Origin of the sequence: Serratia sp. BIGb0234, from assembly GCF_024809915.1 — a bacterium.
Taxonomy (GTDB): Bacteria; Pseudomonadota; Gammaproteobacteria; order Enterobacterales; family Enterobacteriaceae; genus Serratia; species Serratia liquefaciens.
The window spans coordinates 391,472-411,239 of record NZ_JANUEI010000003.1 but is presented as its reverse complement, the minus strand read 5'-3'; the positions used below and the strand labels follow the sequence as shown (position 1 = coordinate 411,239).

The following is a 19,768-nucleotide window of genomic DNA, read 5'->3' as shown; positions in this document are numbered from 1 at the left end:
GTTCAAAGCCACGCTGGATATTACTGTTGCTGATACCAAGGCTCATCAGAAAAGCGTCGATCGGCGGGGAATAGCATGGCGGCCTCCAGACGGTAGCGTTCAGCCAACACCATTCGCCTCTGGTGGCGTAAGATAGTTATCAGGCTGGCGTAGACATTGACATCAATGCGCCGTAACAAATAGGCCCGTGCCCAAGTGACATGTTCCACCAGCAGTAACTCGTCATTCGTCTGGTTATAGCTCATCAAAGCGTTAATCTGCAGGTCAAACTCTCTGCGCTCATCATGCACCCACGCAGACAATGGTGACATCTGTTTCAGTGGTTCGATATCGCGCATACCATTGCGTTCAACCGCCGTCAGCTCTATCCCGCCCCGAAAGGCAGCGATCATCACACTGATGATCATCACAGCCATAACCAGCATTCCCCCTTTTACCAGTATTCCGCTGCCCACCCGACGACAAGCTATACGCTTTTTCGTTAAGCCATCTAATGTGGCTAACAGCAGTAAAAACAGTACCCAATGCGCGGCAGAAATATGAAATGGATATTCAAGTTGGCTATGAATCAGGATAGGAACCAGTACCCAACAGAGCGCGGTTGCTTCTCCGGCTCCACTTCGCCCAGCCCTCCATGCCTGCCGGTCATTATACATTGCTCGTATCAGCAATAGTCCTCCCGCCACAGCGATCATCGCCATGCCCACTAAAGCAAGTAATCCTCCCTCAACCCACCACAACAAAATTTCGTTATGAGGATGCCGAGCGATTTCCAACACTGCAGTTGGAGGGCTCTGATTAATACGAAAGTGCTGGAAACTGAATTCGAAACCACCGTATCCCCAACCGCTCAAAGGTTGCCGGATTATCATTGCCAATGTGTCCATCAGCATCGACAATCGCGCGTGGTTAGATGACTCATGGCTGATATAGCGTAGCATTTCACTATGCTGCCACTGCATCACGATAATCCCCAACAACAACCCCACGGACATTAACCCAACCGCCTTCGCACAAAACAATGGCTGATGCCGCCAGAAACTCAAACAGAAACCCAACGCCATCAATCCTGAGCCTAACCAAGCGGCCCTCGACTGTATCCAGATCAGTAATGCCGGGAGTAAAACTAGCAGCAAAGCGAGCGCCAAACGGTGATAACGTCCATAACCCGAAACCGCCAGCATTTTCCTTGGTAGCAGATAGAGCATCAATGTTAGCCCCAGCCCGGTGGCGATAAAACTGCCCAGCACGTTAGGTTGCTGGAAAACACCAGATACCCGGCGTCCTCCCGGCGGCATACCACTCCATTCAGGGGCAAACAGCTGCAATAACGCCATACCCGCCTGTTGCACAACGAGCAGTAACAGCAGTACGTATAAAGTACGCCGATAGTGACGGTTCAAGGGGAGTTGCAGCCAAGAGAAATAGAGCACCAAGCCAGCAAAAAACGCCGCCATTCGCCAAGCTGCAGCTGGCAACCATTCTGGGCGCGTAAACAATAGCGGAATACTCAACATAATCCCGCCAAAGAAAAAATAGCGGAACGTCGAAGTGATGGTTATGGACCGCCTTCTTACCATCCGCAGCCATATGAGCAATATCAAGCTTGCGCTGGCAGCATAGACCAATGTATTCACCGGCAGATTTAATCCCACCCCTCCCATATTTGGGAAGTAGCGAAAAACAAAAAATGAAACAACAAGAAAAAGTAGAAACAAATAATTATCACAATACTTTATTTTATATAATACACGCATATCTTTCCCAACCTATACATATCCCCGCTCATTGTAATGAGGGAAAGCGTTAATAACCCAAGGAGTATTAATTCGCGGTTCTATCTGTGCTAATCAATAGTCATTAAAACGATCAATGCTTTCGAATAAGTGCCTGGTGTGACCGTCGTTCCAGTTTTTTCTAATATCGAATAGACAACCACCGTGGCTGCCTGCCAACTCGGTACCGAGACATTTAAATCGCTGTCTGCCGGTGCGCCGTTGAGAGTTAAGTGTGATATTAACGACCGGTCGTCAGTCAACGCCAGACCACTGGAGTGGCTATAGCCATTAATCCTGAGTCGCACTCCGGCTGCTTTATTGCAAGAAATCGTCAGGTTGCCTGTCGCGATATTGCCCTGCAAGTCAGCGACACTCAACGTCTTATGATCAAGCGTCGTACTTGACGCTAAACAACTGGTGGGCGGCTCAACGGGTGTAATCGGGATACCTTCAACACCACCACCTCCTCCTCCACGTTGTTTGGGAAGATAGTTGTTAGAGCTCCCGGAGGTGCCGCTCACTGACAATATAAAAATCATGCTCCCCTGCTGGGCAGACCCGACATACGCCATCTTACCCGTGGCAGACAACAGATTTCTCAATTGGGCCACTGACAACGCATTAATATTAGTGGATTCAAACAACTTTGAATATTCACATCTGGCTCCGCACAATTCTCGTTCAACGCGGCAAGAAACAAACCGGCCAATACCAGCAACGAGATTAAAAGCACTTAGACAAGGATTGGTCACTGTATTTACACGCAGCGACAAGTCGGCCTTATCGACAACAGCATACCCATCCTGATCAATATGCCATTCATAATTATTGAAAGATGACACATTAAAATAGCCACTACCATAGTCAGAGGGCATTCCATAAGAAATGGATGTATAAAAACAAAATAAAAGACACCCAATACGTAATGAAATTTTTCTTATTTCCATAATTATTCTCGTAGAAAACACCAGTCAGAAATATAGAATATGGTTGAAAACCTATATCGGGGAGATGTTGTCCACCTTATTCATACGTCAACCGAAAAGTGGACACCGCGGTAAAGGCTCCCAGCACAACGGACCTGTTAGCCAATGCCAGTGGTTCCACCTGCACATAAGCTTTGAGATGTATCACGTTGCTGCCTTGCGTCAGCGGGTAAAGTTCACTCGCTTTATCAAGCTTAATGGTTTGCCCTGATGCTGTTTCCAGCCCTATAGCAATTCCCCTCGCGTTACCAACGGGAACCAACAACCCTGGCAGCTCACGGCTCTCTTCCGATGTCGTAAACGTTACCGAGATGGATTTGGCTAAACTCAGGTCGCACTGTGCCAGACGCAGCTCGAAGGGCATTCCAACCGTTCGGACATTCTGGTAAAGATATTTATCGACGATTACACCAAACGCCAACTGAACCTCTTCGTCCCCCGGTGCGATAACGCAAGGTTCTGCCACCAACGCACCACGAAAACGAAGGTTGTCTTTTTCGGCAAGAGCACTCGTTGTACTTAGTACCGTCAACATCCCCAGAACACACACCAAAGGATGGTGTTTCATTTTTATGGTTATCATGCATTTCTCTGCTACTGATAATTAACCTGCAGGGTCGCAGTGGCCTCAAACTGGCCTTCGCTCAACACCGCACCGGGACGCTGTACTGGCACCGCCTCCAGTTGCGGTGGGCTAGAGGGATTAATGGCAATCTTGCTACCCGGCGCCATCGGTTGATCATTCTGATAAATGCGGATGCCCAGATCACTCATGCTAGTTTGCAGTGCTGCCTTATCGAAAGTGCTGACAGCGCCACTAAAGATAAGTGTCATGCCGTCCATGCCAGTACTCCCCTCACAGCTAATTCGGTAATTCACGGCTTGTCGGTAGTTCACGCCATCAACCTTGTTCACACCCAACCGATCGCCAAAGTTCACATCCACAATCCCGCCATCATTAATCGAGCAAACTGGCGGCTCTATCAGTTTGCCCCGAAATTGCATCTCGGTTGCCTGCCCCACCCCAGCCTTCCCCAAAGCCAACAGCAATAGAGCGTGAATATGCCAATATCGGCGCATATTTATAGATTGCATGAGACTCATCCCGCATTTGTCATTGGTAATCCACCGCCAAGGTTGCACCAGCGCTAAATTCCCCCCCGGTTAACGTTACACCAGCGGCTTTAACCGGAACCGACGCCAATACCGGTGAGTTTGGGTAAGTAAAGTTGACCCAACGATTAAGAGGTAGCCGGATATCGTTATGTAATAAAGCGATACCTAACCCCGTCTTATTGGTCAGCAGCACTTCGTGATCAAACAATGCGCCACTGCCTTTAATTTGTAATTTCATAGCGTTGGATACTGCGCCACTACATGCGAGGCTATAACTGATCGTTTGACGATAGTTGCTGCCGTCAACCTTCATCGTACTGACTTCGCCAAAATTCACTTCTATTGGTTGATTTTGATTAACGACGCAGGGAGGGGGTTGAACAACAACCACTTTTACCGTTACCGTGGCGGCCTGTATCACCCAAGGCGCAGACAACGCCAATAAGCTCAACAGACTTGCTGCCATGCACAGGTTTTTCCCCGCCATCTTAGTCACCTCATTCATAAAACAGCCGGAAGTGGATCACCGCACTATATGCGCCAGCTTGCAACGCAGCGGGTGTACGCACGGGTGTCACCCGATAAACCAACGCATTATTACCAGGGGAGAGCATCAGTGGCGTACCAGGAAGATCAAGACTCACGGGTTTTCCCTGACGGTCAGACAACAATAGCGCAATACCCGATGCCCCCTGCACTTCAACTAATCCCGTCGTATCTGCATCTTGTAGGGCACTGAAACTCACCGTGCCCGTGGGATATTCGATTCCCCAGGCTCTTTTTCCCACGAGCTCATCCCGCTGGTCGGTCTGAATACGTAAACAATCTTTCAGCCGCAACTCGAGCAATACTGAGGCACCGCGATCACCAGGTTGCTGTAACTGTGCCGTTCCTAAACTCCCCAGACTCACAACCTGATCAGCACTCGCCATATCCAGTCGACAGGCACTTTCCGTCAGTGAACCCGTGATCAGTAGCACACCATTGGCACCATCAACCTCACCACCATCGGCTTGGGCTTGTTGTATCAATAGCATCATCATGACCAATGTCAGCAACACCATCAGCAGCGCCGCAATAATCAACCCTATCCAGCGATGTAGGTAGCGACTATAGCCGTCGTCCCCCCCACAATGCTTAGCTCCCTGCATTGCCATTTCCTCTCCAAATACCTTTAGGGTTTATCCATGACTACATGGCATTCACTACCGCTGCAGGTAAAGGTGAGCTGCGGACGCCCACCGTAATCATTCACATAGGTCAACACAGGGGTTTGCCCCAGAGCCGCTGAAGATACGTTCAGCATGCCGTTGCCTTTAGGTGGCAACATCAACGGTTCAAAACCCGTAATGCCCGGGCTCCCTTTTTTGACGCCGCCATCGACAATCGTTACGTAGTACGGTGTCGGGTTATTGACGCGGTAGGTATTCCCTATCTTGGTCAGCGTCAGTTTTTCCTGCCAAGGCGCGGCGTTTTGCTGAGGCGCTATGGCCGCCGGGCGATAGAACAGTTTGATCCGCGTCTGCAGCGCAATCTGCAGCGTGTTCGGCTTACTACTTTTTGGTGGGATCTCACGGAGGTTGAAGTAATACAACGTCTCTCGATCCTGTGGTAGCTGTGCGATCTTCGACAACGCCAACAACTTCACCTGACTCGCTTTCCCCGGCTCAATACGCTGAACCGGCGGCAGCACTGTCAGTGGGCTTAGGATTTTATTCCCCCGTTCGTCTTCCAGCCACCCCTGAGCTAAATATGGCAACTGTTTGTTTTGGTTGCTAATATTAAGACTTACGGATTTCAAGTCACCGTCAAAAATCACTCTAGTGCGATCCAGAGCAATAGCGCCCTGCACCTGCCAAGCCGTCATAAAACCTAGCAAAACAGCGATAACCGCACTCAATTTGGATATGCCACGGCGTTTTACATAAGTCATGATCATCAATACCTACATCCTGATTGTTATTACATTATTCTTTGTGCTGAGGAGAGAGCCTCCCCCTACACACTGTTCATGGCAGCATCATCGCCCGCACACTTTGCTGGCTTAAATCGCTCCCCCTACCTACCGGTTCACACGGCAATAGCAGGTTATTCATCAGCAAATCCGCTGGCAGCGACGCCGGCATTTTCACCTCGCATTGCACATGGCCCGCCCAGCTCACCTTCATGGTCTCACCTGCATTGATACCACTCAGGTAAACACTGCCACCGTCGTTAACAATGCCAGTTTCCTGATTGCGCACGTTCAACACCGTCGCACCAAAAGGCGGCTCACTGCCATCGGCGAGTCTGATCATCGCCATAGCCTTTTCACCGGCTATCACGTCAAATCGTCGAGAACCAATCGCGCCTTCGGTGAGCGTTGCCTGCACCACCGAAGTTATCGCCTCCGCGCTATCACTTAGCTGGTTCAAATCGATGCTCACCTTATTGCGGTAATAACTGTTTACTTCTGCGACAACCGCTTTGCCAAAGCGGTTGCTTCTGGAGGTACTGCCATATCCACGCACCGGCACACCACTGACCCCATTGGTGTCAATCAACAAACGTGTGCCTCCCATCATGTTGCTGCGGTGTAATGCCCCACCTTCGGACGTTAACGTCATACCCCCCTGCGCATAGGCACCCAATGCGCTATAGCTGCCTTGCTGATAGCTGGCATTGGCACTGACCCTGGCAATATCCCCTTCATAATCGTAATAACCACTCAGGTTGCCACCACGGCGCGATGTGCCAGCGGACAACTGGTAGCTGCTATGCTCGTCAATCCGATCGTAATAGCCAGCACGGTGCACTGTGTCCTTATGATCAAGCATTAGGCTGTAATTAAGTGATGCTCTATTTCCCCATGGCATCGACACGGACAACGTCATTCCATCCTCATTGCGACCGTTAAAACGGTTGCGGTAAGCCCCTATCGACAAGCTGAGATTTTTGATATTGCCGAAATCAAAGTAGCGCGACAGCGTCAGGTTATAGCGATCATTGGTTGGTCGATTCCAATAGGTCTGGTGGTTGTAGTTGAGATAAGTGCTTAATCCCCAGTCCCGAAAGTTCTTGTTCAGGGTGACGGTGTACATTTCCCTGCTGCTACCGCTTCTGTGGCCGGTATAGCGCGCATCAAGATATTCGCTCATTGTCATAAAGTCCTGCGCCGAGAAACGGTAACCAGCAAAGGTCACTTGACTGTCCAATTCGTCAAAGGTCTTCGAATAACTGAGGCGATACGAGCTGCCGCTAAAGGCTCTCTCTTGTCGCAGCTGTGTCCGTGACTGGGTCGCATCAAATGACAGCGCACCCAGTGCCATTAGATCGCGCCCAATCCCCAATGACAGCGCGTTATAATCGCCACCGCCTAATCCACCACCGTACAGCGACCAACCGTTGGTCACTCCCCAAGAAAACTCCCCGGCAGTAAACAACGGGCCTCGCAGCTGATGCCCCCATTCCGCTGGCCGTCCTGCCGCCAGTTTGAAGCGCACCAAACCTGGGCGCGTTAAGTATGGAATGCTGGCCGTGTTGACCGTAAACGTTTGCACCACACCTCCGTCCTGCTCCTCCACCCGCACATCAAGCTGCCCTGATACAGCGTCACTAAGCCCCTGAATACGAAATGGTCCAGCAGCAACCTGTGTCTCATACAACACCCGCCCCTGTTGGCTGATGATGACCTTGGCATTCGACTTGGCTATCCCCGTTACTTCTGGCGCATAACCTCGCAGATTCGGAGGTAACATGTTGTCATCGGACCGTAAACTGAGCCCGGTAAATCTGAAACTGTCAAAAAGGCTGGACTCCAAATACTCCTCACCCAGCGTCAATTTTGCACGCCATGCCGGAATAGCCCGGTAGATGTAGTAGCGGCTCCACTCCAGCGAACGCTGCATCCGTTGTTTCGAACCGGATTGGCTGGCCAGTCGCCCTTGCCAGTCAGCGCGCAACCGCCAAGCACCTGCGTTCCCTCCCAAAGTCCCATTGCCGCTGATGTCATACCCATTGCCAGCTTGCCGCTGATTCCACTGCGTTTGAGCATTGACGCTATAGTCCAGCAGGATCCCTGGAATCCCCTCATCCCAGCGCGACGGTGGATCCCAATAATCGGAAGTAAACTCCAAATAGGCTTGAGGAACGCTCAGATACAACGCCGATGATGCCAAATCACCACGTGCTTCCATCCCTTCCAGACTGTGCAAGTTAAGGCAACGTCCATCGCGTGACCAAGAAAGCTGAGGCAGAATGCTCTCCTTTAACCCCAGTTGCTGAACCAGCATAGGCGACAAGCAGGCCTTGCTGTCTTTGGGATCATTTTCCGGCGCGATAAACAACACAGATTGCTCAGCAAGTTCGTTCTTGTTCACATGCACCGTCATGGCATAGGTGCCTGGCATAATATAACCGCTACGAGAGAACTGACTTAAGTCGATATTTTCTCTATCGTTTAAATCCAGTACATCCGTATTAAACTGGATCTCTTCTACGGCATAAACCACCCCATTCGGCTGCCAGAAATATAAAAAAAAACACAACCTGGGCATGTAAAAATTCAATAACGTCCTTGTAGGCTTTCGCATAATTAAAAACCTTATCTATTACTTAACTTTCAGACGCGTTCTAAGATTCGTCATAAATAATCTAATCTGAACCGAATGGTGAAAAAATACCCACCCACCTTGAGCGGATGATGAACCGCAACAAGTGTCATAAAGTAATTGAGCATTTTATTTCCTGGAGCAAGAGTTTCCAGCGGCATCGCAACACCGGGGATAGCGACATTTCCATTATGATCCGTAATTCTTATCGCTACCCCCTTCCCTCTGCCTTCCCCCTGAAAGAGTCCGTTATCGTTATTACCATCAAACGTAAGTTGCACGTATTTCCTGGCGGAATCATGCGCACTCTGTGTTTCCAGAGTGCAATTAATTAACTCAATAGAAAAGGCTTTGGCATTCCCCTGCCCACGCCGATAAATATCTGAGACAGAGATATTTCCCATATCAATGGTTTGCTCGCGGCTTTTGGTAGAAATGGCGCATGCCGTTGCTACAATCTCACCTTTTATATTGACCTGCCCTCGTCCTTGCGATGATAGGGCCTCTGCATTTGCAGAAACAATCAATGCAAACACAAAAATTAAAGGGGTTATTATCTTTACTCTCCCCTTAGATAACATGGCCTTACCCTCATTGAGCGCTAAATCAGGCATGCGGTTTCCGCATGCCTATCTAGCACCAGCTACTTAATAATGTTTACTGGTAAGCCAAGGTAAAGTCAGTCACGGCGCTGAAATCACCAGGTGTAGCTGAAGAAGCACCATCGCCTTGTAAATAGGCGGAGAAACTCAAAGTATTTTTCCCCGATTGCAAGGTCTGAGCATTCGTTGCAGTTCCCAGCTTAATGACTTCACCAGTCCCATCAGTAATAGCAATACTTGCCCCCTTAGCCGTACCGGTAATGCTCAGACGACCATCCTGGTCTTTACCGCTTGCCCCTGTGAAAGTCAGGTTCACTGCGTTATTCTTCCCTGGACCAGAAGTGGTTAACTCGCAGTTCTCTAGGTTAATATAAAAAGGTTTCACCGTAGATTTACCACCATCCTTCAGCGAAACCTGAGAAACCTGCCCCAATTCAATGGTTTGGTCTGCTGAATCAGCAGCAATAGAGCATGGCGCATCAATAATAGATCCGGTGAAAGTAACCTTACCGGAACCCTGGTTCACAACAGCGGCATTAGCGATAAAAGAAGCACCCATAGCACCCATGATCATCGCCATCTTAAGCTTATTAATATTCATTATTTAATCTTCCATCACAATAAATTACCTCTTACCTTGAGAGGAAACTTCCCTATATAGAAGCATCCCTCTTCCCAAGACGAAAATTAATCAAAACCTTCGACGAGATAAAATATAACACCGTCAAAACACCACTACTCAATGAATAAATCTAAAGTTAATGAAATTAAAATAAATCCATTAAAAACAATGACATAAACTTAACAATTAAAGTTGGCAGATAATTTAAGATGTCTTAAAAAAACTAAACAAGATGAAACAGAGCATTCTAATCATTTTTACACTAATAAATAATGTAACAATCACGAATTACATCCGTTTTTTATTTGCCCCCCCACAGATAAAAGATGTCAACTCCAGATTATTTTTTAACTTTAGCTTTTTCATCGCAGAGTACTTCTGCGTATAGACTGTTTTAGCATTTCTACTCAAGATATAAGCTATGCTATTAAATGAGAACCCAGCAGAAAGAAGCTCGATAACATCAATCTCGCACTGAGTCAAAAGCTGCTTACCACAGGATTGACAAGTTGATGACAACGCATTGCTGTAGCCGCCCTCTTTATTCATTGACAGCTGGCTGAAGTATTTTTTTATTTTACCTACAGTTTCTGATGTAGAGTCCCGCTTTGAGAATTTCAATCCAGAATTGAAAACAGAACATGTTAACGACCCACGACCTCTCTTGACGTCTCTTACATCTCTAAATACCGGAAAAACCACACCACAGAATCCCTTACTGATTAATGGCAATGACATGGCACAGTCGCCATCCCCCTCCACTTCCTTAAACACAACATCAGCATAGTTCAGTTTGCTCTTATCAAAACTCACATTTCCAATGAAGCCGCCCTCAATAAATATTTTATCAATTAACAACTTTAACCCCTGTGCATAATACTTATCACTGCCAACAATAATAACATTGTAACTAAGCATATATTCCCTTATCAATCTAACAACTATAGATTAATCACACTACAGATTGATGATTAAGATAAATAATTAACTTAGCTAAAAAAAACTTATAAAAAAACCTGACATTAACGTCAGGTTTTTTTAGATTTTATACAATTGTAGCATCCACTTGGATGCTCAGCGTTCCTTACAAACAAAGTGAGGAATTGAGTTAGTGTAAAAAGTATATTTATTATGGTAATCCTTGACCACTCTAAAGCTAACCCAACCGTCAACCCTATCGAGGTAATCATAAAAATATTTTTTCGACAGCACATCAGGCACATTATCCGAAACATCGGGATGCACGGATTTAGTTTTTATAAAATAAGAGGTGCCATCATGCACAACATACTCTACTTCAGCATAGCGCTTAACGTTATAATTAACACCTGCGGAATTAATCTTACCGCTGTATGAAATAATCCCAACATTTTTATCCAAAAGAAATAACATGCCAAGCTCCAGGCGGTGACTCCCACTTGATGATGGATAAATAAAGCTCGCATGCGCATAGCAACCCAAGCCATTCTCACGCTTAGTCAGTTTTTTATAAAAAAAACATCCAGCAAGAGAACCAAGCAGCAATAAAAATATCACAGCTAAAAAAAACCTATTTTTCATAACGATGCCCCCCTTCACGATAAATATAGTAGGAAGAGCAATCCGTGTTTTCGCTCAAAATATCACCATTACAGCTAATCAGGGAAACTCTCGGCAACGTATTGAAATAACTGATGTATACCCTTTCACTCTGTGAACAGGTTTTACCTGCTTCGGCTAATGCGTCTGAAATCTTATCTCTCGACCACGCAATCTCTTTTTTATAGAGATAAATATCGCAGCCGTTAACTTTCATGGCGTGATGATAATCGTGGAACCGGCCGTTTTTGGTCGAGAAAAAATACGCCATTAAAACCGTTGCGATCAGCGCCACACTCAATGTCAGCAGTGCAATGAGCAACCAATTGATAATGCTGGGCCCTCTGGCATCTGCCGGAGCTTTTTCTGGATATTGCTGATTATCAACTTCAGCCGCTGGCTGTAAAATTATATCAGGCGCTTTTTCGATTACCCTACCAGGCTGGCCTAACCTTTCAATACAGGGAACCTGTTTACCTCCCGCTAATGCTGCAACATGCAGCCCCGCCGCCAAGCACATGCCACGACGAGGGATCGTCACTATCACGTCATCGTTCATACCAAGCTGTCTGAATGCACGGCGAATCATAGAAATATGCTGATACAGCGTATTCACATTAACCGGGATCCCATGCTGCTCCCATACTTGCTCAAACAACACTTGTTGAGATGTTGTATTAGGAGAGTTTAATGTAATGATAGCCAAGCAATCACGTGAAGGCGTAGTTAATGAAACTCGGTTACCTTCATTATTAGCCTCATACAAACAACAGGCGTTAAAGTCAAAAACGACTTTATTATTAAATATCTTGTTTTCTTCCATAAAACGCCTTTAAATACAGTAAAATCAAGAAAAAAGTATGTCAAATTAACCATTTTGGTCAAGCAATACATAGGAAAAATCCCAATGAATAATTCAACTCATTGATTTTGAAATATAAATTTAAACATTAAACATTCTTATGGTTTTGTTTTTGCCGTTTTTTTACCCAACTAAATTGCATTAAAAATAATGCTATAACTACAAAGGTGAGAAATGGAATTAAAATACCCCCATTAAGATAAAGATATTTTTATAAATTAATGACAGAGAGATTTTCAGCTGTTTTTTTATAAGTGTACAATACGTAAATTACGCAAAAATAGAACATCGTAGATATCTACTGATTGGCTAATTAAGTGGTTTGCACATTTCGCTCAACACTGCCGGTTTTTGGTTAACACCTCAGCGACAGTGCAGACGAAACAGGCGCGCCAGGTGTGCGCCCATCGGCGTCAGCGTGGTGTCCTTACGCTGAATCAGATAAAACGTCGCCTTTGGCAAGCTTTCTTCCAGCGCCAGCGGCACCAGATGCTTACCCAGTATTGGGTCAGAGATCACATCTACCGATAAAATACTGACGAAATCACTTTGCGCCACCAGGCTGGTGCAGGCCATAAATGTCTCACAGGTCACGCTGATTGACGGCGCCATTCCCAAATCCCCGAACAGATCGTGCAGCAGGCGATAGTAGCTGCCTTTGGGCGTCGGCATGGTCCAGTCGCAGTGCTGCAGCTGTTTCAGGGACGTCGCTCCTTCCATCGGATGCCCCTTGCGCACCACCACCTTGTACTCTTTTTCCATCAGCCGTTCGTACTGTAATTCATTGTCCAGGCTGCTGGGGTAATAAGTATTGACGGTAAAATCCAGCTCGCCCTGGCGCAGCTCCGGGATCATCGATACCAGCTGTCCTTCGACAATCCGTACTTTGACCTTCGGGTATTCACGATGAAACTGGGTGATAACCTGCGGCATGACGGTGCGCGCAATGCTGCCGCCTACGCCGATATTCACTGAACCACCCGCCAGCCCCAGCCGTTGCTGAATATCCTCCTGCGCCACCCGCAGCTCTTCGAGGATCAGGCTGGCATGCTGGAAAAAGTTATCGCCGCAGTCGGTCAGCACCACACCCTGGCTGCGGCGAATAAACAGCTTAGCCCCCAGCACCTGCTCCAACTCCTGAATCGACTTGGTTAACGCAGGCTGGGAAAGGCGTGAAGTGCGGCTGGCGGCGCGGATGCTGCCCTGGCGACTGACTTCTACAAACGCACGTAATTGGTGCAATTTTATTGAGGCTGGCATAGGCAAATGGCGATAACCGTTATTTATCAATAGCAAGATATTGGCATCTTATTTAGCCTGATTCCATTGTGTACATTCGAAAAAAACAGAATATATAACCAAATTCTTATTTCGCTTAATTAAGCGCATTTTCTGCGCCGATAAGCGCTATTCGCGGCAGTTAGTCACTAAATACGTCTTTTTTTCATTAAATAGCTTCACCGTCTGATTTGGTTCAGCGCACCACTGCTGCCCGGCATTTACCTGGGCGCGATAACTTATGAGATATCAAAATGAATAATCCGCTTTCGATGTTGGTGACCGATCTGTACCCGCAGCTGCAGGCCTGGCGGCGTGACTTTCACCGCTACGCCGAGTCCGGCTGGTTTGAGTTCCGCACCGCTACCCTGGTGGCGGAAGAGCTGGATCGACTGGGCTACCGCCTGCAACTGGGTCGTGAAGTGATTAACGCCGACGCCCGCATGGGGTTACCGTCGGCCGAGGCTCTGCAGGCTCAGGAGCAGCGCGCCCGCGAACAGGGTGCGCTGGAAAAATGGCTGCCACATTTTTCCGGCGGCTTCGCCGGTATTGTCGCCACGCTGGATACCGGCCGTCCCGGGCCGGTGATCGCCTATCGCGTTGACATGGACGCGCTAGATCTCAACGAAAAGCTGCAGCCGGATCACCTGCCGTTTCGCGAAGGTTTTGCCTCCTGCAACAGCGGCATGATGCATGCATGCGGTCACGATGGCCACACCACCATCGGCCTGGGACTGGCACACGTTTTCAAAAGCCTGGAACCTCAGCTCAACGGCACCATCAAACTGATTTTCCAACCGGCGGAGGAAGGCACCCGAGGCGCAAAATCCATGGTGGAAGCCGGCGTAGTGGACGACGTTGATTTCTTCACTGCGGTGCATATCGGCACCGGCGTGCCGGCCGGCGAACTGGTGTGCGGCAGCGACAGCTTTATGGCGACCAGCAAACTCGACGTCACCTACCGTGGCGTGGCCGCCCATGCGGGGGCCAAACCGGAAGATGGCCGCAATGCGCTGCTGGCGGCGGCACAGGCCACGCTGGGGCTGTACGCCATTCCACGCCACAGCGAAGGCAGCTCGCGCATCAACGTCGGTGTGCTGCAGGCAGGGACCGGTCGGAATGTGATCGCCGACCACGCATTCATGAAAGTAGAAACCCGCGGCGCCACCAATGCCATCAACGAATTTGTCTACCAGCAGGCGCTGAACGTGATTGAAGGCGCGGCAAAAATGCACGGCGTTGAGTGCGATATCGCGCTGATGGGCGCGGCACAGAGCAGCAAACCGACCCAACCGTGGGTGGACTACATTCACCGACAGGCGCAGGGCATTGCCGAACTGAGTTCGGTGGTCGACCGCCGCGAGCAGGCCGCCGGTTCAGAAGACGCAACCTACATGATGGAACGGGTGAAATCGCACGGCGGGCAGGCCTCGTACGTGATCTTCGGCACCGAGCTGAGCGCCGGGCACCACAATGAGAAGTTTGATTTTAACGAACAGGTCATGGCGGTGGCAGTGAAAACGCTGGCGTCGCTGGCGCTTAACCTGCCTACTTTTGGGAGCCAAGCATGAGCCATCCACAGCTGCTGAAGTTTATCCATCACTACATTGACCAACACCAGCCGCGTTTTAGCGCACTGAGCGACAGTATCTGGGATCACCCGGAAACACGCTTTACCGAAACCTATTCTGCCAATTTGCTGGCCGATGCGCTGGAGCAAGAAGGTTTTACGCTTGAACGCGGCGTCGGCGGCATTGAAACCGCATTTATCGCCAGCTATGGCAGCGGCCACCCGGTGATCGCCCTGCTGGGCGAGTACGACGCCCTTGCCGGATTAAGCCAACGGTCAGGCTGCGCCACGCCGCAACCGCTGGTCGAAAACGGGAACGGTCACGGCTGTGGTCACAACCTGTTGGGCACCGCCGCATTGGCGGGAGCCTTCGCGGTCAAAGCCTGGATGCAGCAACAGCACCTGACCGGCACCGTGCGTTTCTACGGCTGCCCTGGCGAAGAGGGCGGTTCCGGCAAAACCTTTATGGTACGCGAAGGGCTGTTCGATGACGTCGACGCCGCACTCACCTGGCACCCCGAAGGCTTCAGCGGCATGTTCAATACCAGCACCCTGGCCAATATTCAGGCGGCGTTTCAGTTCAAGGGGGTCGCCGCGCACGCCGCCAACTCACCCCACCTTGGCCGCAGCGCGCTGGATGCCGTGACACTGATGAACACCGGTGCCAACTTCCTGCGTGAGCACATCGTGCAGGAAGCGCGATTGCACTATGCGGTTACCAATACCGGCGGCAGCTCGCCCAATGTGGTGCAAGCCGACGCCGAAGTGCTGTATCTGATCCGCGCGCCGCAGCTCGATCAAGCGCAGGATATTTACCAGCGAGTGATCAACATTGCCAAGGGTGCGGCGCTAATGACCGATACCCAAATGACGGTACGTTTCGACAAGGCCTGTTCCAACTACGTGCCAAACCGCAGCATGGAGCAGGTGATGTATCGCCACGTCTGTGGCTTCGGTCTGCCGGAGTACAGCGAGGAGGAGCGCAGCTTCGCCACCGAGATCCGCCAAACGCTGAACAAGGACGACCTGCGTAATGCCAAGCTGAATATCGCCCGGACTGGCGGGGCGGCCGGGCGTGAATGGGTGCAAAACCTGGGCGACAAGGTGCTGATGGATGAAGTCGCGCCTTATGTGGCCTCGGAAGATCTGCTGTACGGTTCCACCGACGTCGGCGACGTCAGTTGGGTGACGCCGACCGCTCAGTGCTTCAGCCCGTGCTTTGCGCTCGGCACCCCGCTGCACACCTGGCAACTGGTGGCACAGGGCCGCACCTCTATTGCGCACAAGGGCATGTGCCTGGCGGGCAAGGTGATGGCGGCCACCGCCATCGATCTGTTGAGCGACAGCGCTCTGCTGGCGGAGTGCCGCCGCGAGTTCGAACGCCAACGAACAGAACAGCCGTACAGTTGCCCAATCCCGTCGGGGGTTAAACCTTCGCCGTTAAAATAAAGACAGAACGACACAGGCCCACCCACGGGCCTGTGAAAATAATTATAAATAAATCAAATAATAAAAAATAAACACAACAGGACAAACACAGAGGGTAAGACAATGAGTGAGGCCACAACGTCAGTCAATAAAAGCCCCGGTCGCATTTTTTACTGGGTAGAACGCATCGGGAATAAAATTCCCAATCCTTTTTTACTGTTCGTCTATTTAATCGTTGTTTTAATGCTGTCCACGGCGCTGTTCTCCTGGCTGGACCTAGCGGTGAAGAACCCGGCCACCGGCGAGCTGATCAAGGTGAATAACCTGATGAGCGTAGCGGGCATGCAGTGGATTTTCCCGAACATCATTCATAACTTCAGCAGCTTTGCGCCGCTGGGAGCCATTCTGGCACTGGTCATCGGCGCTGGGCTGGCAGAGAAAGTCGGGCTGTTGCAGGCGCTGATGTATAAAATGGCCTCACGCGTTAGCGCACGCTATGCCAGTTACATGGTGCTGTTTATCGCCTTCTTCAGCCACATTTCATCGGACGCCGCGCTGGTGGTGATGCCGCCGCTCGGCGCACTGATGTTCCTTGCCGTGGGCCGCCATCCCATTGCCGGGCTATTGGCCGCTATCGCCGGGGTCGCTTCCGGCTTTACCGCCAACCTGCTGATCGTCACCACCGACGTGCTGCTGTCCGGTATCAGTACCGAGGCCACCAAAGCGGTAGACGCCGCCGTTCACGTCAGCGTGATCGACAACTGGTACTTTATGGCCACCTCGGTGATCGTGCTGACCATCGCCGGCGCACTGCTGACCGATAAGTTTATTGAACCCAGGTTGCCGGAATGGCGCGGCAGCGCGGAAGATAAAATTGAAGCGCTAACCCCGTTGCAAAACCATGGGCTGATGATGAGCGGCATCGCCGCACTGGTGTTTATCGCGATTATCGCCGCGCTGGTGGTACCGGAAGCCGCCCCGCTGCGCGATCCCAAAACCGGTTCGGTGATCCCCTCGCCGTTCATCAAAGGCATTGTACCGATCATTATCCTGTTCTTTTTCACCGTCGGCATTACCTATGGCGTGGTGACCAAACAGATCCGACGCCCAGACGATATTCCCCACCACCTGATAGAGCCGATGAAGAGCATGGCCGGCTTTATCGTGATGGTGTTTCCGCTGTCGCAGTTCGTGGCGTTCTTTAACTGGAGCAACATGGGCAAGTTTATGGCCATCGGCCTGACCGACATGCTGGAAGCCGCCGGCATGAGCGGCGCACCGGCGTTCCTCGGCCTGATGTTCCTCTCTGCCTTCCTGTGCATGTTTATCGCCAGCGGTTCGGCCATCTGGTCGATTCTGGCACCGATTTTTGTGCCGATGTTTATGCTGCTCGGCTTCCACCCGGCGTTCGCGCAGATGATCTTCCGCATTGCCGACTCCTCGGTGCTGCCGCTGGCACCAATGTCGCCGTTCCTGCCGTTGTTCCTCGGTTTCCTGCAGCGTTACCGCAAAGACGCCCAGCTCGGCACCTATTACGTGCTGATCCTGCCGTATCCGCTGGTGTTCTTTGCCGTGTGGATTTTACTGTTGCTGGCGTGGTACGCACTCGGCCTGCCGATCGGGCCGGGGGTCTATCCGAAGATGGGGTAAAGATTACCGGCCTCTTGATATCGGGAGGCCGGAAGCATGCAACTATCAGAAACGATAGCCAATGCCGATATTGAAACCGTTGATAGAGCGATTTTTACCACCGGCATCCAGTTTGGAGCCTTCATAACCGATATCTACCGCCAAATTTTCCATTGGGTTAACCTGGAAACCAACGCCGTACATAAAGGAGGTTTTCTTCTGGTTACCGCTCTCTTCACCCATATATTCGTAAGTGTTGTATGCGTAATTGCTCCAGGATGACTTGTAATCCACCTTGTTATAATTCAAACCCAGCAGCCCGTAAACGCTGACAAATTGATTAAAACGGTATGCCGGACCAACGGACAGTGAGTAATATTTAACTTCGGCATGATTATTAACTTTGTCGCGATAGACATTGTAAGACTCGTCCTTGTCACCGCTCATATAGGTAAATGAGCTGATAACGCTGATTGGCGAATCCCACTCGTAACGGTACTTAACGTTCACGCCATTGATATTCTTGAAGTCCTGTACCTTGCTCTGCGCATAACCGGCAGTGATGGTACTTTGCCCAGCATGGGCAGCCATGCCGAAGCCCAGAGTGGAAAGAACCAAAGTGGAGATGATTAACTTTTTCATGCAATCTTCCTTAATCGTAAGTGGAACAACATTGGTAAAAAAATAACTATCCATGTCGTATTGGCGGCATAAATCATTAATTTTTCATTATCAAGAAAAATTGGTTGATAAAATTAGATTATAGCAAACCCTGTTTTATTATTAATTAGTTGAACGTGCAATTTGCTAACCACCTTTTAGAAAGAACAATCACGCTATCTTTAGTCGCTGGGAACTGTCTATTCGCTTTCAAACTACTCCCTACTCTACTTTATGGCAATAAAGGGGGGATTCACCCGGAACCCTGACCACATAAGACGGGAAATCGGTGATTTCTGTCGTCTGATAGGGCTGGACTTCTTGCGTTGCTGGAAGCCGATCCCGAAATCCTTTGGCTACAATCGCCTCACTCGAAGGGCTGACCGGCATTGAGACTTTCAGGCTTTCCGGATCGATATAAACCCGCTGACCATTCTCTTCCATAATCACTTTCTGCCGATAGCTCAGAGTAATTGTTGCCGTTGATGAGCCATGAGGAATGAACATCACGCGGACATCGGCGTGGCTTAGATTTTCCGCTCTACTTATGATATGCCCACGAATTTTTGTGGTCATAGGCAATAGATTTTTACCATTCCCGGCAAGTTCGGCCTCGCAGTTAACAATACTGCCAGGCGGATAGGCGGCATCGAGTGTCCGCATTTCTTCGCGTGTGACAGCACCAGCACTCAGGGGGCTAAGCACTGCAATACCGATGTTCATCGGTAGCAAAACAGTCTTGCAAAGTCGTTTCATTTTTTCTTTTTAATCTCTTCTATCTTAGCAAACACCCAAACCCCAATGCCTAATGGGACGCCAGCACCTGCTCCAGCTTTGCAAGCAAAAATAAACGTATCTAACCGATACTCAAAAACTCCATTACGAACGAAGAAAATTATTGGCGCGATAAAACTAGCTAAAATAGCTATTCCTATTATCAATAATGCACACGAAAAAAATAAATATAAAAACATTGAAAAACCTACATGTTTATTTTTCATTTTTTTTATCCTCAGCTTTCATCCCAGCTTCAATTCCTGCCCCTACAACTGTCCCAGCCACACCGCCAC

20 protein-coding genes are annotated in these 19,768 nt (G+C 49.5%); 3 read left to right on the top strand and 17 right to left on the bottom strand.

What is annotated here, in order from left to right:
* Window positions 1–20: 20 nt before the first annotated feature.
* The 14 genes from M2407_RS14765 to M2407_RS14700 all read right to left on the bottom strand — a co-directional run bounded on the left by M2407_RS14765 (window position 21) and on the right by M2407_RS14700 (window position 13,393).
* Window positions 21–1,757 (bottom strand): PglL family O-oligosaccharyltransferase, encoded by a 1,737-nt coding sequence (locus M2407_RS14765; protein ID WP_232807856.1) that lies wholly within the window; start codon window positions 1,755–1,757, stop codon window positions 21–23.
* 89 nt (window positions 1,758–1,846) lie between these two features.
* Window positions 1,847–2,725 carry a hypothetical protein gene (locus tag M2407_RS14760; RefSeq protein WP_259218514.1) on the bottom strand — a complete coding sequence of 293 codons (879 nt, stop codon included), beginning with the start codon at window positions 2,723–2,725 and terminating at the stop codon, window positions 1,847–1,849.
* A 76-nt stretch (window positions 2,726–2,801) separates the two neighbouring features.
* Complete coding sequence (locus M2407_RS14755) at window positions 2,802–3,347, bottom strand: fimbrial protein (RefSeq protein WP_232807857.1); 546 nt, start codon at window positions 3,345–3,347, stop codon at window positions 2,802–2,804.
* A gap of 11 nt (window positions 3,348–3,358) precedes the next feature.
* Window positions 3,359–3,859, bottom strand: a complete 501-nt coding sequence (locus M2407_RS14750) for a fimbrial protein (protein WP_232807858.1) — start codon at window positions 3,857–3,859, stop codon at window positions 3,359–3,361.
* A gap of 19 nt (window positions 3,860–3,878) precedes the next feature.
* Complete coding sequence (locus tag M2407_RS14745; RefSeq protein WP_128865438.1) at window positions 3,879–4,367, bottom strand: fimbrial protein; 489 nt, start codon at window positions 4,365–4,367, stop codon at window positions 3,879–3,881.
* A gap of 10 nt (window positions 4,368–4,377) precedes the next feature.
* On the bottom strand, window positions 4,378–5,037 hold the full coding sequence (locus M2407_RS14740; RefSeq protein ID WP_259218511.1) for a fimbrial protein: 660 nt from the start codon (window positions 5,035–5,037) through the stop codon (window positions 4,378–4,380).
* A 17-nt stretch (window positions 5,038–5,054) separates the two neighbouring features.
* The gene (locus tag M2407_RS14735; protein ID WP_269813943.1) at window positions 5,055–5,747 is read right to left on the bottom strand and encodes a fimbria/pilus periplasmic chaperone; all 693 of its coding nucleotides are present in this window, start codon (window positions 5,745–5,747) and stop codon (window positions 5,055–5,057) included.
* Between the two features lie 142 nt (window positions 5,748–5,889).
* Window positions 5,890–8,451, bottom strand: a complete 2,562-nt coding sequence (locus M2407_RS14730; RefSeq protein WP_165366280.1) for an outer membrane usher protein — start codon at window positions 8,449–8,451, stop codon at window positions 5,890–5,892.
* A gap of 50 nt (window positions 8,452–8,501) precedes the next feature.
* Complete coding sequence (locus M2407_RS14725; protein WP_128865441.1) at window positions 8,502–9,083, bottom strand: fimbrial protein; 582 nt, start codon at window positions 9,081–9,083, stop codon at window positions 8,502–8,504.
* A gap of 43 nt (window positions 9,084–9,126) precedes the next feature.
* Entirely contained in the window at window positions 9,127–9,672 is a 546-nt protein-coding gene (locus M2407_RS14720) for a fimbrial protein (protein ID WP_130016522.1), read from the bottom strand.
* Between the two features lie 309 nt (window positions 9,673–9,981).
* Window positions 9,982–10,611: a helix-turn-helix transcriptional regulator gene (locus M2407_RS14715; RefSeq protein ID WP_128865443.1), complete on the bottom strand. Its 630-nt coding sequence runs from the start codon at window positions 10,609–10,611 to the stop codon at window positions 9,982–9,984.
* A gap of 156 nt (window positions 10,612–10,767) precedes the next feature.
* Window positions 10,768–11,253 carry a hypothetical protein gene (locus M2407_RS14710; RefSeq protein ID WP_259218508.1) on the bottom strand — a complete coding sequence of 162 codons (486 nt, stop codon included), beginning with the start codon at window positions 11,251–11,253 and terminating at the stop codon, window positions 10,768–10,770.
* Complete coding sequence (locus tag M2407_RS14705; RefSeq protein WP_130016524.1) at window positions 11,243–12,094, bottom strand: winged helix-turn-helix domain-containing protein; 852 nt, start codon at window positions 12,092–12,094, stop codon at window positions 11,243–11,245. Before M2407_RS14705 ends, M2407_RS14710 begins: the two co-directional genes overlap by 11 nt.
* A 402-nt stretch (window positions 12,095–12,496) precedes the next feature.
* Entirely contained in the window at window positions 12,497–13,393 is an 897-nt protein-coding gene (locus M2407_RS14700; protein ID WP_041414962.1) for a LysR family transcriptional regulator, read from the bottom strand.
* 272 nt (window positions 13,394–13,665) lie between these two features.
* Between M2407_RS14700 and M2407_RS14695 the strand changes: the two genes are divergently transcribed.
* The 3 genes from M2407_RS14695 (at window position 13,666) to abgT (ending at window position 18,059) form a co-directional block, all read left to right on the top strand.
* Window positions 13,666–14,982, top strand: coding sequence for a M20 family metallo-hydrolase (locus tag M2407_RS14695; RefSeq protein ID WP_020828628.1), 1,317 nt, complete (start codon window positions 13,666–13,668; stop codon window positions 14,980–14,982).
* Window positions 14,979–16,430, top strand: coding sequence for a M20 family metallopeptidase (locus tag M2407_RS14690; protein ID WP_130016525.1), 1,452 nt, complete (start codon window positions 14,979–14,981; stop codon window positions 16,428–16,430). Before M2407_RS14695 ends, M2407_RS14690 begins: the two co-directional genes overlap by 4 nt.
* Window positions 16,431–16,532: 102 nt before the next feature.
* Window positions 16,533–18,059, top strand: coding sequence for a p-aminobenzoyl-glutamate transporter (gene abgT / locus M2407_RS14685; protein WP_130016526.1), 1,527 nt, complete (start codon window positions 16,533–16,535; stop codon window positions 18,057–18,059).
* Between the two features lie 45 nt (window positions 18,060–18,104).
* Here the strand turns inward: abgT and M2407_RS14680 are convergent, their stop codons facing one another.
* The 3 genes from M2407_RS14680 to M2407_RS14670 form a co-directional block, all read right to left on the bottom strand.
* A complete protein-coding gene (locus M2407_RS14680; RefSeq protein ID WP_020828635.1) occupies window positions 18,105–18,680 on the bottom strand; it encodes an Ail/Lom family outer membrane beta-barrel protein in 576 nt (191 codons plus the stop codon).
* Window positions 18,681–18,920: 240 nt separating this feature from the next.
* Window positions 18,921–19,454, bottom strand: a complete 534-nt coding sequence (locus M2407_RS14675) for a hypothetical protein (RefSeq protein ID WP_046372628.1) — start codon at window positions 19,452–19,454, stop codon at window positions 18,921–18,923.
* Window positions 19,451–19,699: a hypothetical protein gene (locus M2407_RS14670; protein ID WP_046372627.1), complete on the bottom strand. Its 249-nt coding sequence runs from the start codon at window positions 19,697–19,699 to the stop codon at window positions 19,451–19,453. The genes M2407_RS14675 and M2407_RS14670 overlap by 4 nt, the downstream gene beginning before the upstream one ends.
* Between the last annotated feature and the right edge of the window lie 69 nt (window positions 19,700–19,768).

Bases quoted from the DNA above. Each gene is read 5' to 3' on its own strand.
- M2407_RS14710 (WP_259218508.1), bottom strand. From the start codon at position 11,253: ATGAAAAATAGGTTTTTTTTAGCTGTGATATTTTTATTGCTGCTTGGT.
- M2407_RS14765 (WP_232807856.1), bottom strand. From the start codon at position 1,757: ATGCGTGTATTATATAAAATAAAGTATTGTGATAATTATTTGTTTCTA.
- M2407_RS14695 (WP_020828628.1), top strand. From the start codon at position 13,666: ATGAATAATCCGCTTTCGATGTTGGTGACCGATCTGTACCCGCAGCTG.
- M2407_RS14680 (WP_020828635.1), bottom strand. From the start codon at position 18,680: ATGAAAAAGTTAATCATCTCCACTTTGGTTCTTTCCACTCTGGGCTTC.
- M2407_RS14715 (WP_128865443.1), bottom strand. From the start codon at position 10,611: ATGCTTAGTTACAATGTTATTATTGTTGGCAGTGATAAGTATTATGCA.
- M2407_RS14740 (WP_259218511.1), bottom strand. From the start codon at position 5,037: ATGGCAATGCAGGGAGCTAAGCATTGTGGGGGGGACGACGGCTATAGT.
- M2407_RS14675 (WP_046372628.1), bottom strand. From the start codon at position 19,454: ATGAAACGACTTTGCAAGACTGTTTTGCTACCGATGAACATCGGTATT.
- M2407_RS14720 (WP_130016522.1), bottom strand. From the start codon at position 9,672: ATGAATATTAATAAGCTTAAGATGGCGATGATCATGGGTGCTATGGGT.
- M2407_RS14730 (WP_165366280.1), bottom strand. From the start codon at position 8,451: ATGCGAAAGCCTACAAGGACGTTATTGAATTTTTACATGCCCAGGTTG.
- M2407_RS14725 (WP_128865441.1), bottom strand. From the start codon at position 9,083: ATGCCTGATTTAGCGCTCAATGAGGGTAAGGCCATGTTATCTAAGGGG.
- M2407_RS14760 (WP_259218514.1), bottom strand. From the start codon at position 2,725: ATGGAAATAAGAAAAATTTCATTACGTATTGGGTGTCTTTTATTTTGT.
- M2407_RS14750 (WP_232807858.1), bottom strand. From the start codon at position 3,859: ATGCAATCTATAAATATGCGCCGATATTGGCATATTCACGCTCTATTG.
- M2407_RS14745 (WP_128865438.1), bottom strand. From the start codon at position 4,367: ATGGCGGGGAAAAACCTGTGCATGGCAGCAAGTCTGTTGAGCTTATTG.
- M2407_RS14670 (WP_046372627.1), bottom strand. From the start codon at position 19,699: ATGAAAAATAAACATGTAGGTTTTTCAATGTTTTTATATTTATTTTTT.
- M2407_RS14690 (WP_130016525.1), top strand. From the start codon at position 14,979: ATGAGCCATCCACAGCTGCTGAAGTTTATCCATCACTACATTGACCAA.
- M2407_RS14755 (WP_232807857.1), bottom strand. From the start codon at position 3,347: ATGATAACCATAAAAATGAAACACCATCCTTTGGTGTGTGTTCTGGGG.
- M2407_RS14735 (WP_269813943.1), bottom strand. From the start codon at position 5,747: ATGACGGCTTGGCAGGTGCAGGGCGCTATTGCTCTGGATCGCACTAGA.
- abgT (WP_130016526.1), top strand. From the start codon at position 16,533: ATGAGTGAGGCCACAACGTCAGTCAATAAAAGCCCCGGTCGCATTTTT.
- M2407_RS14705 (WP_130016524.1), bottom strand. From the start codon at position 12,094: ATGGAAGAAAACAAGATATTTAATAATAAAGTCGTTTTTGACTTTAAC.
- M2407_RS14700 (WP_041414962.1), bottom strand. From the start codon at position 13,393: ATGCCAGCCTCAATAAAATTGCACCAATTACGTGCGTTTGTAGAAGTC.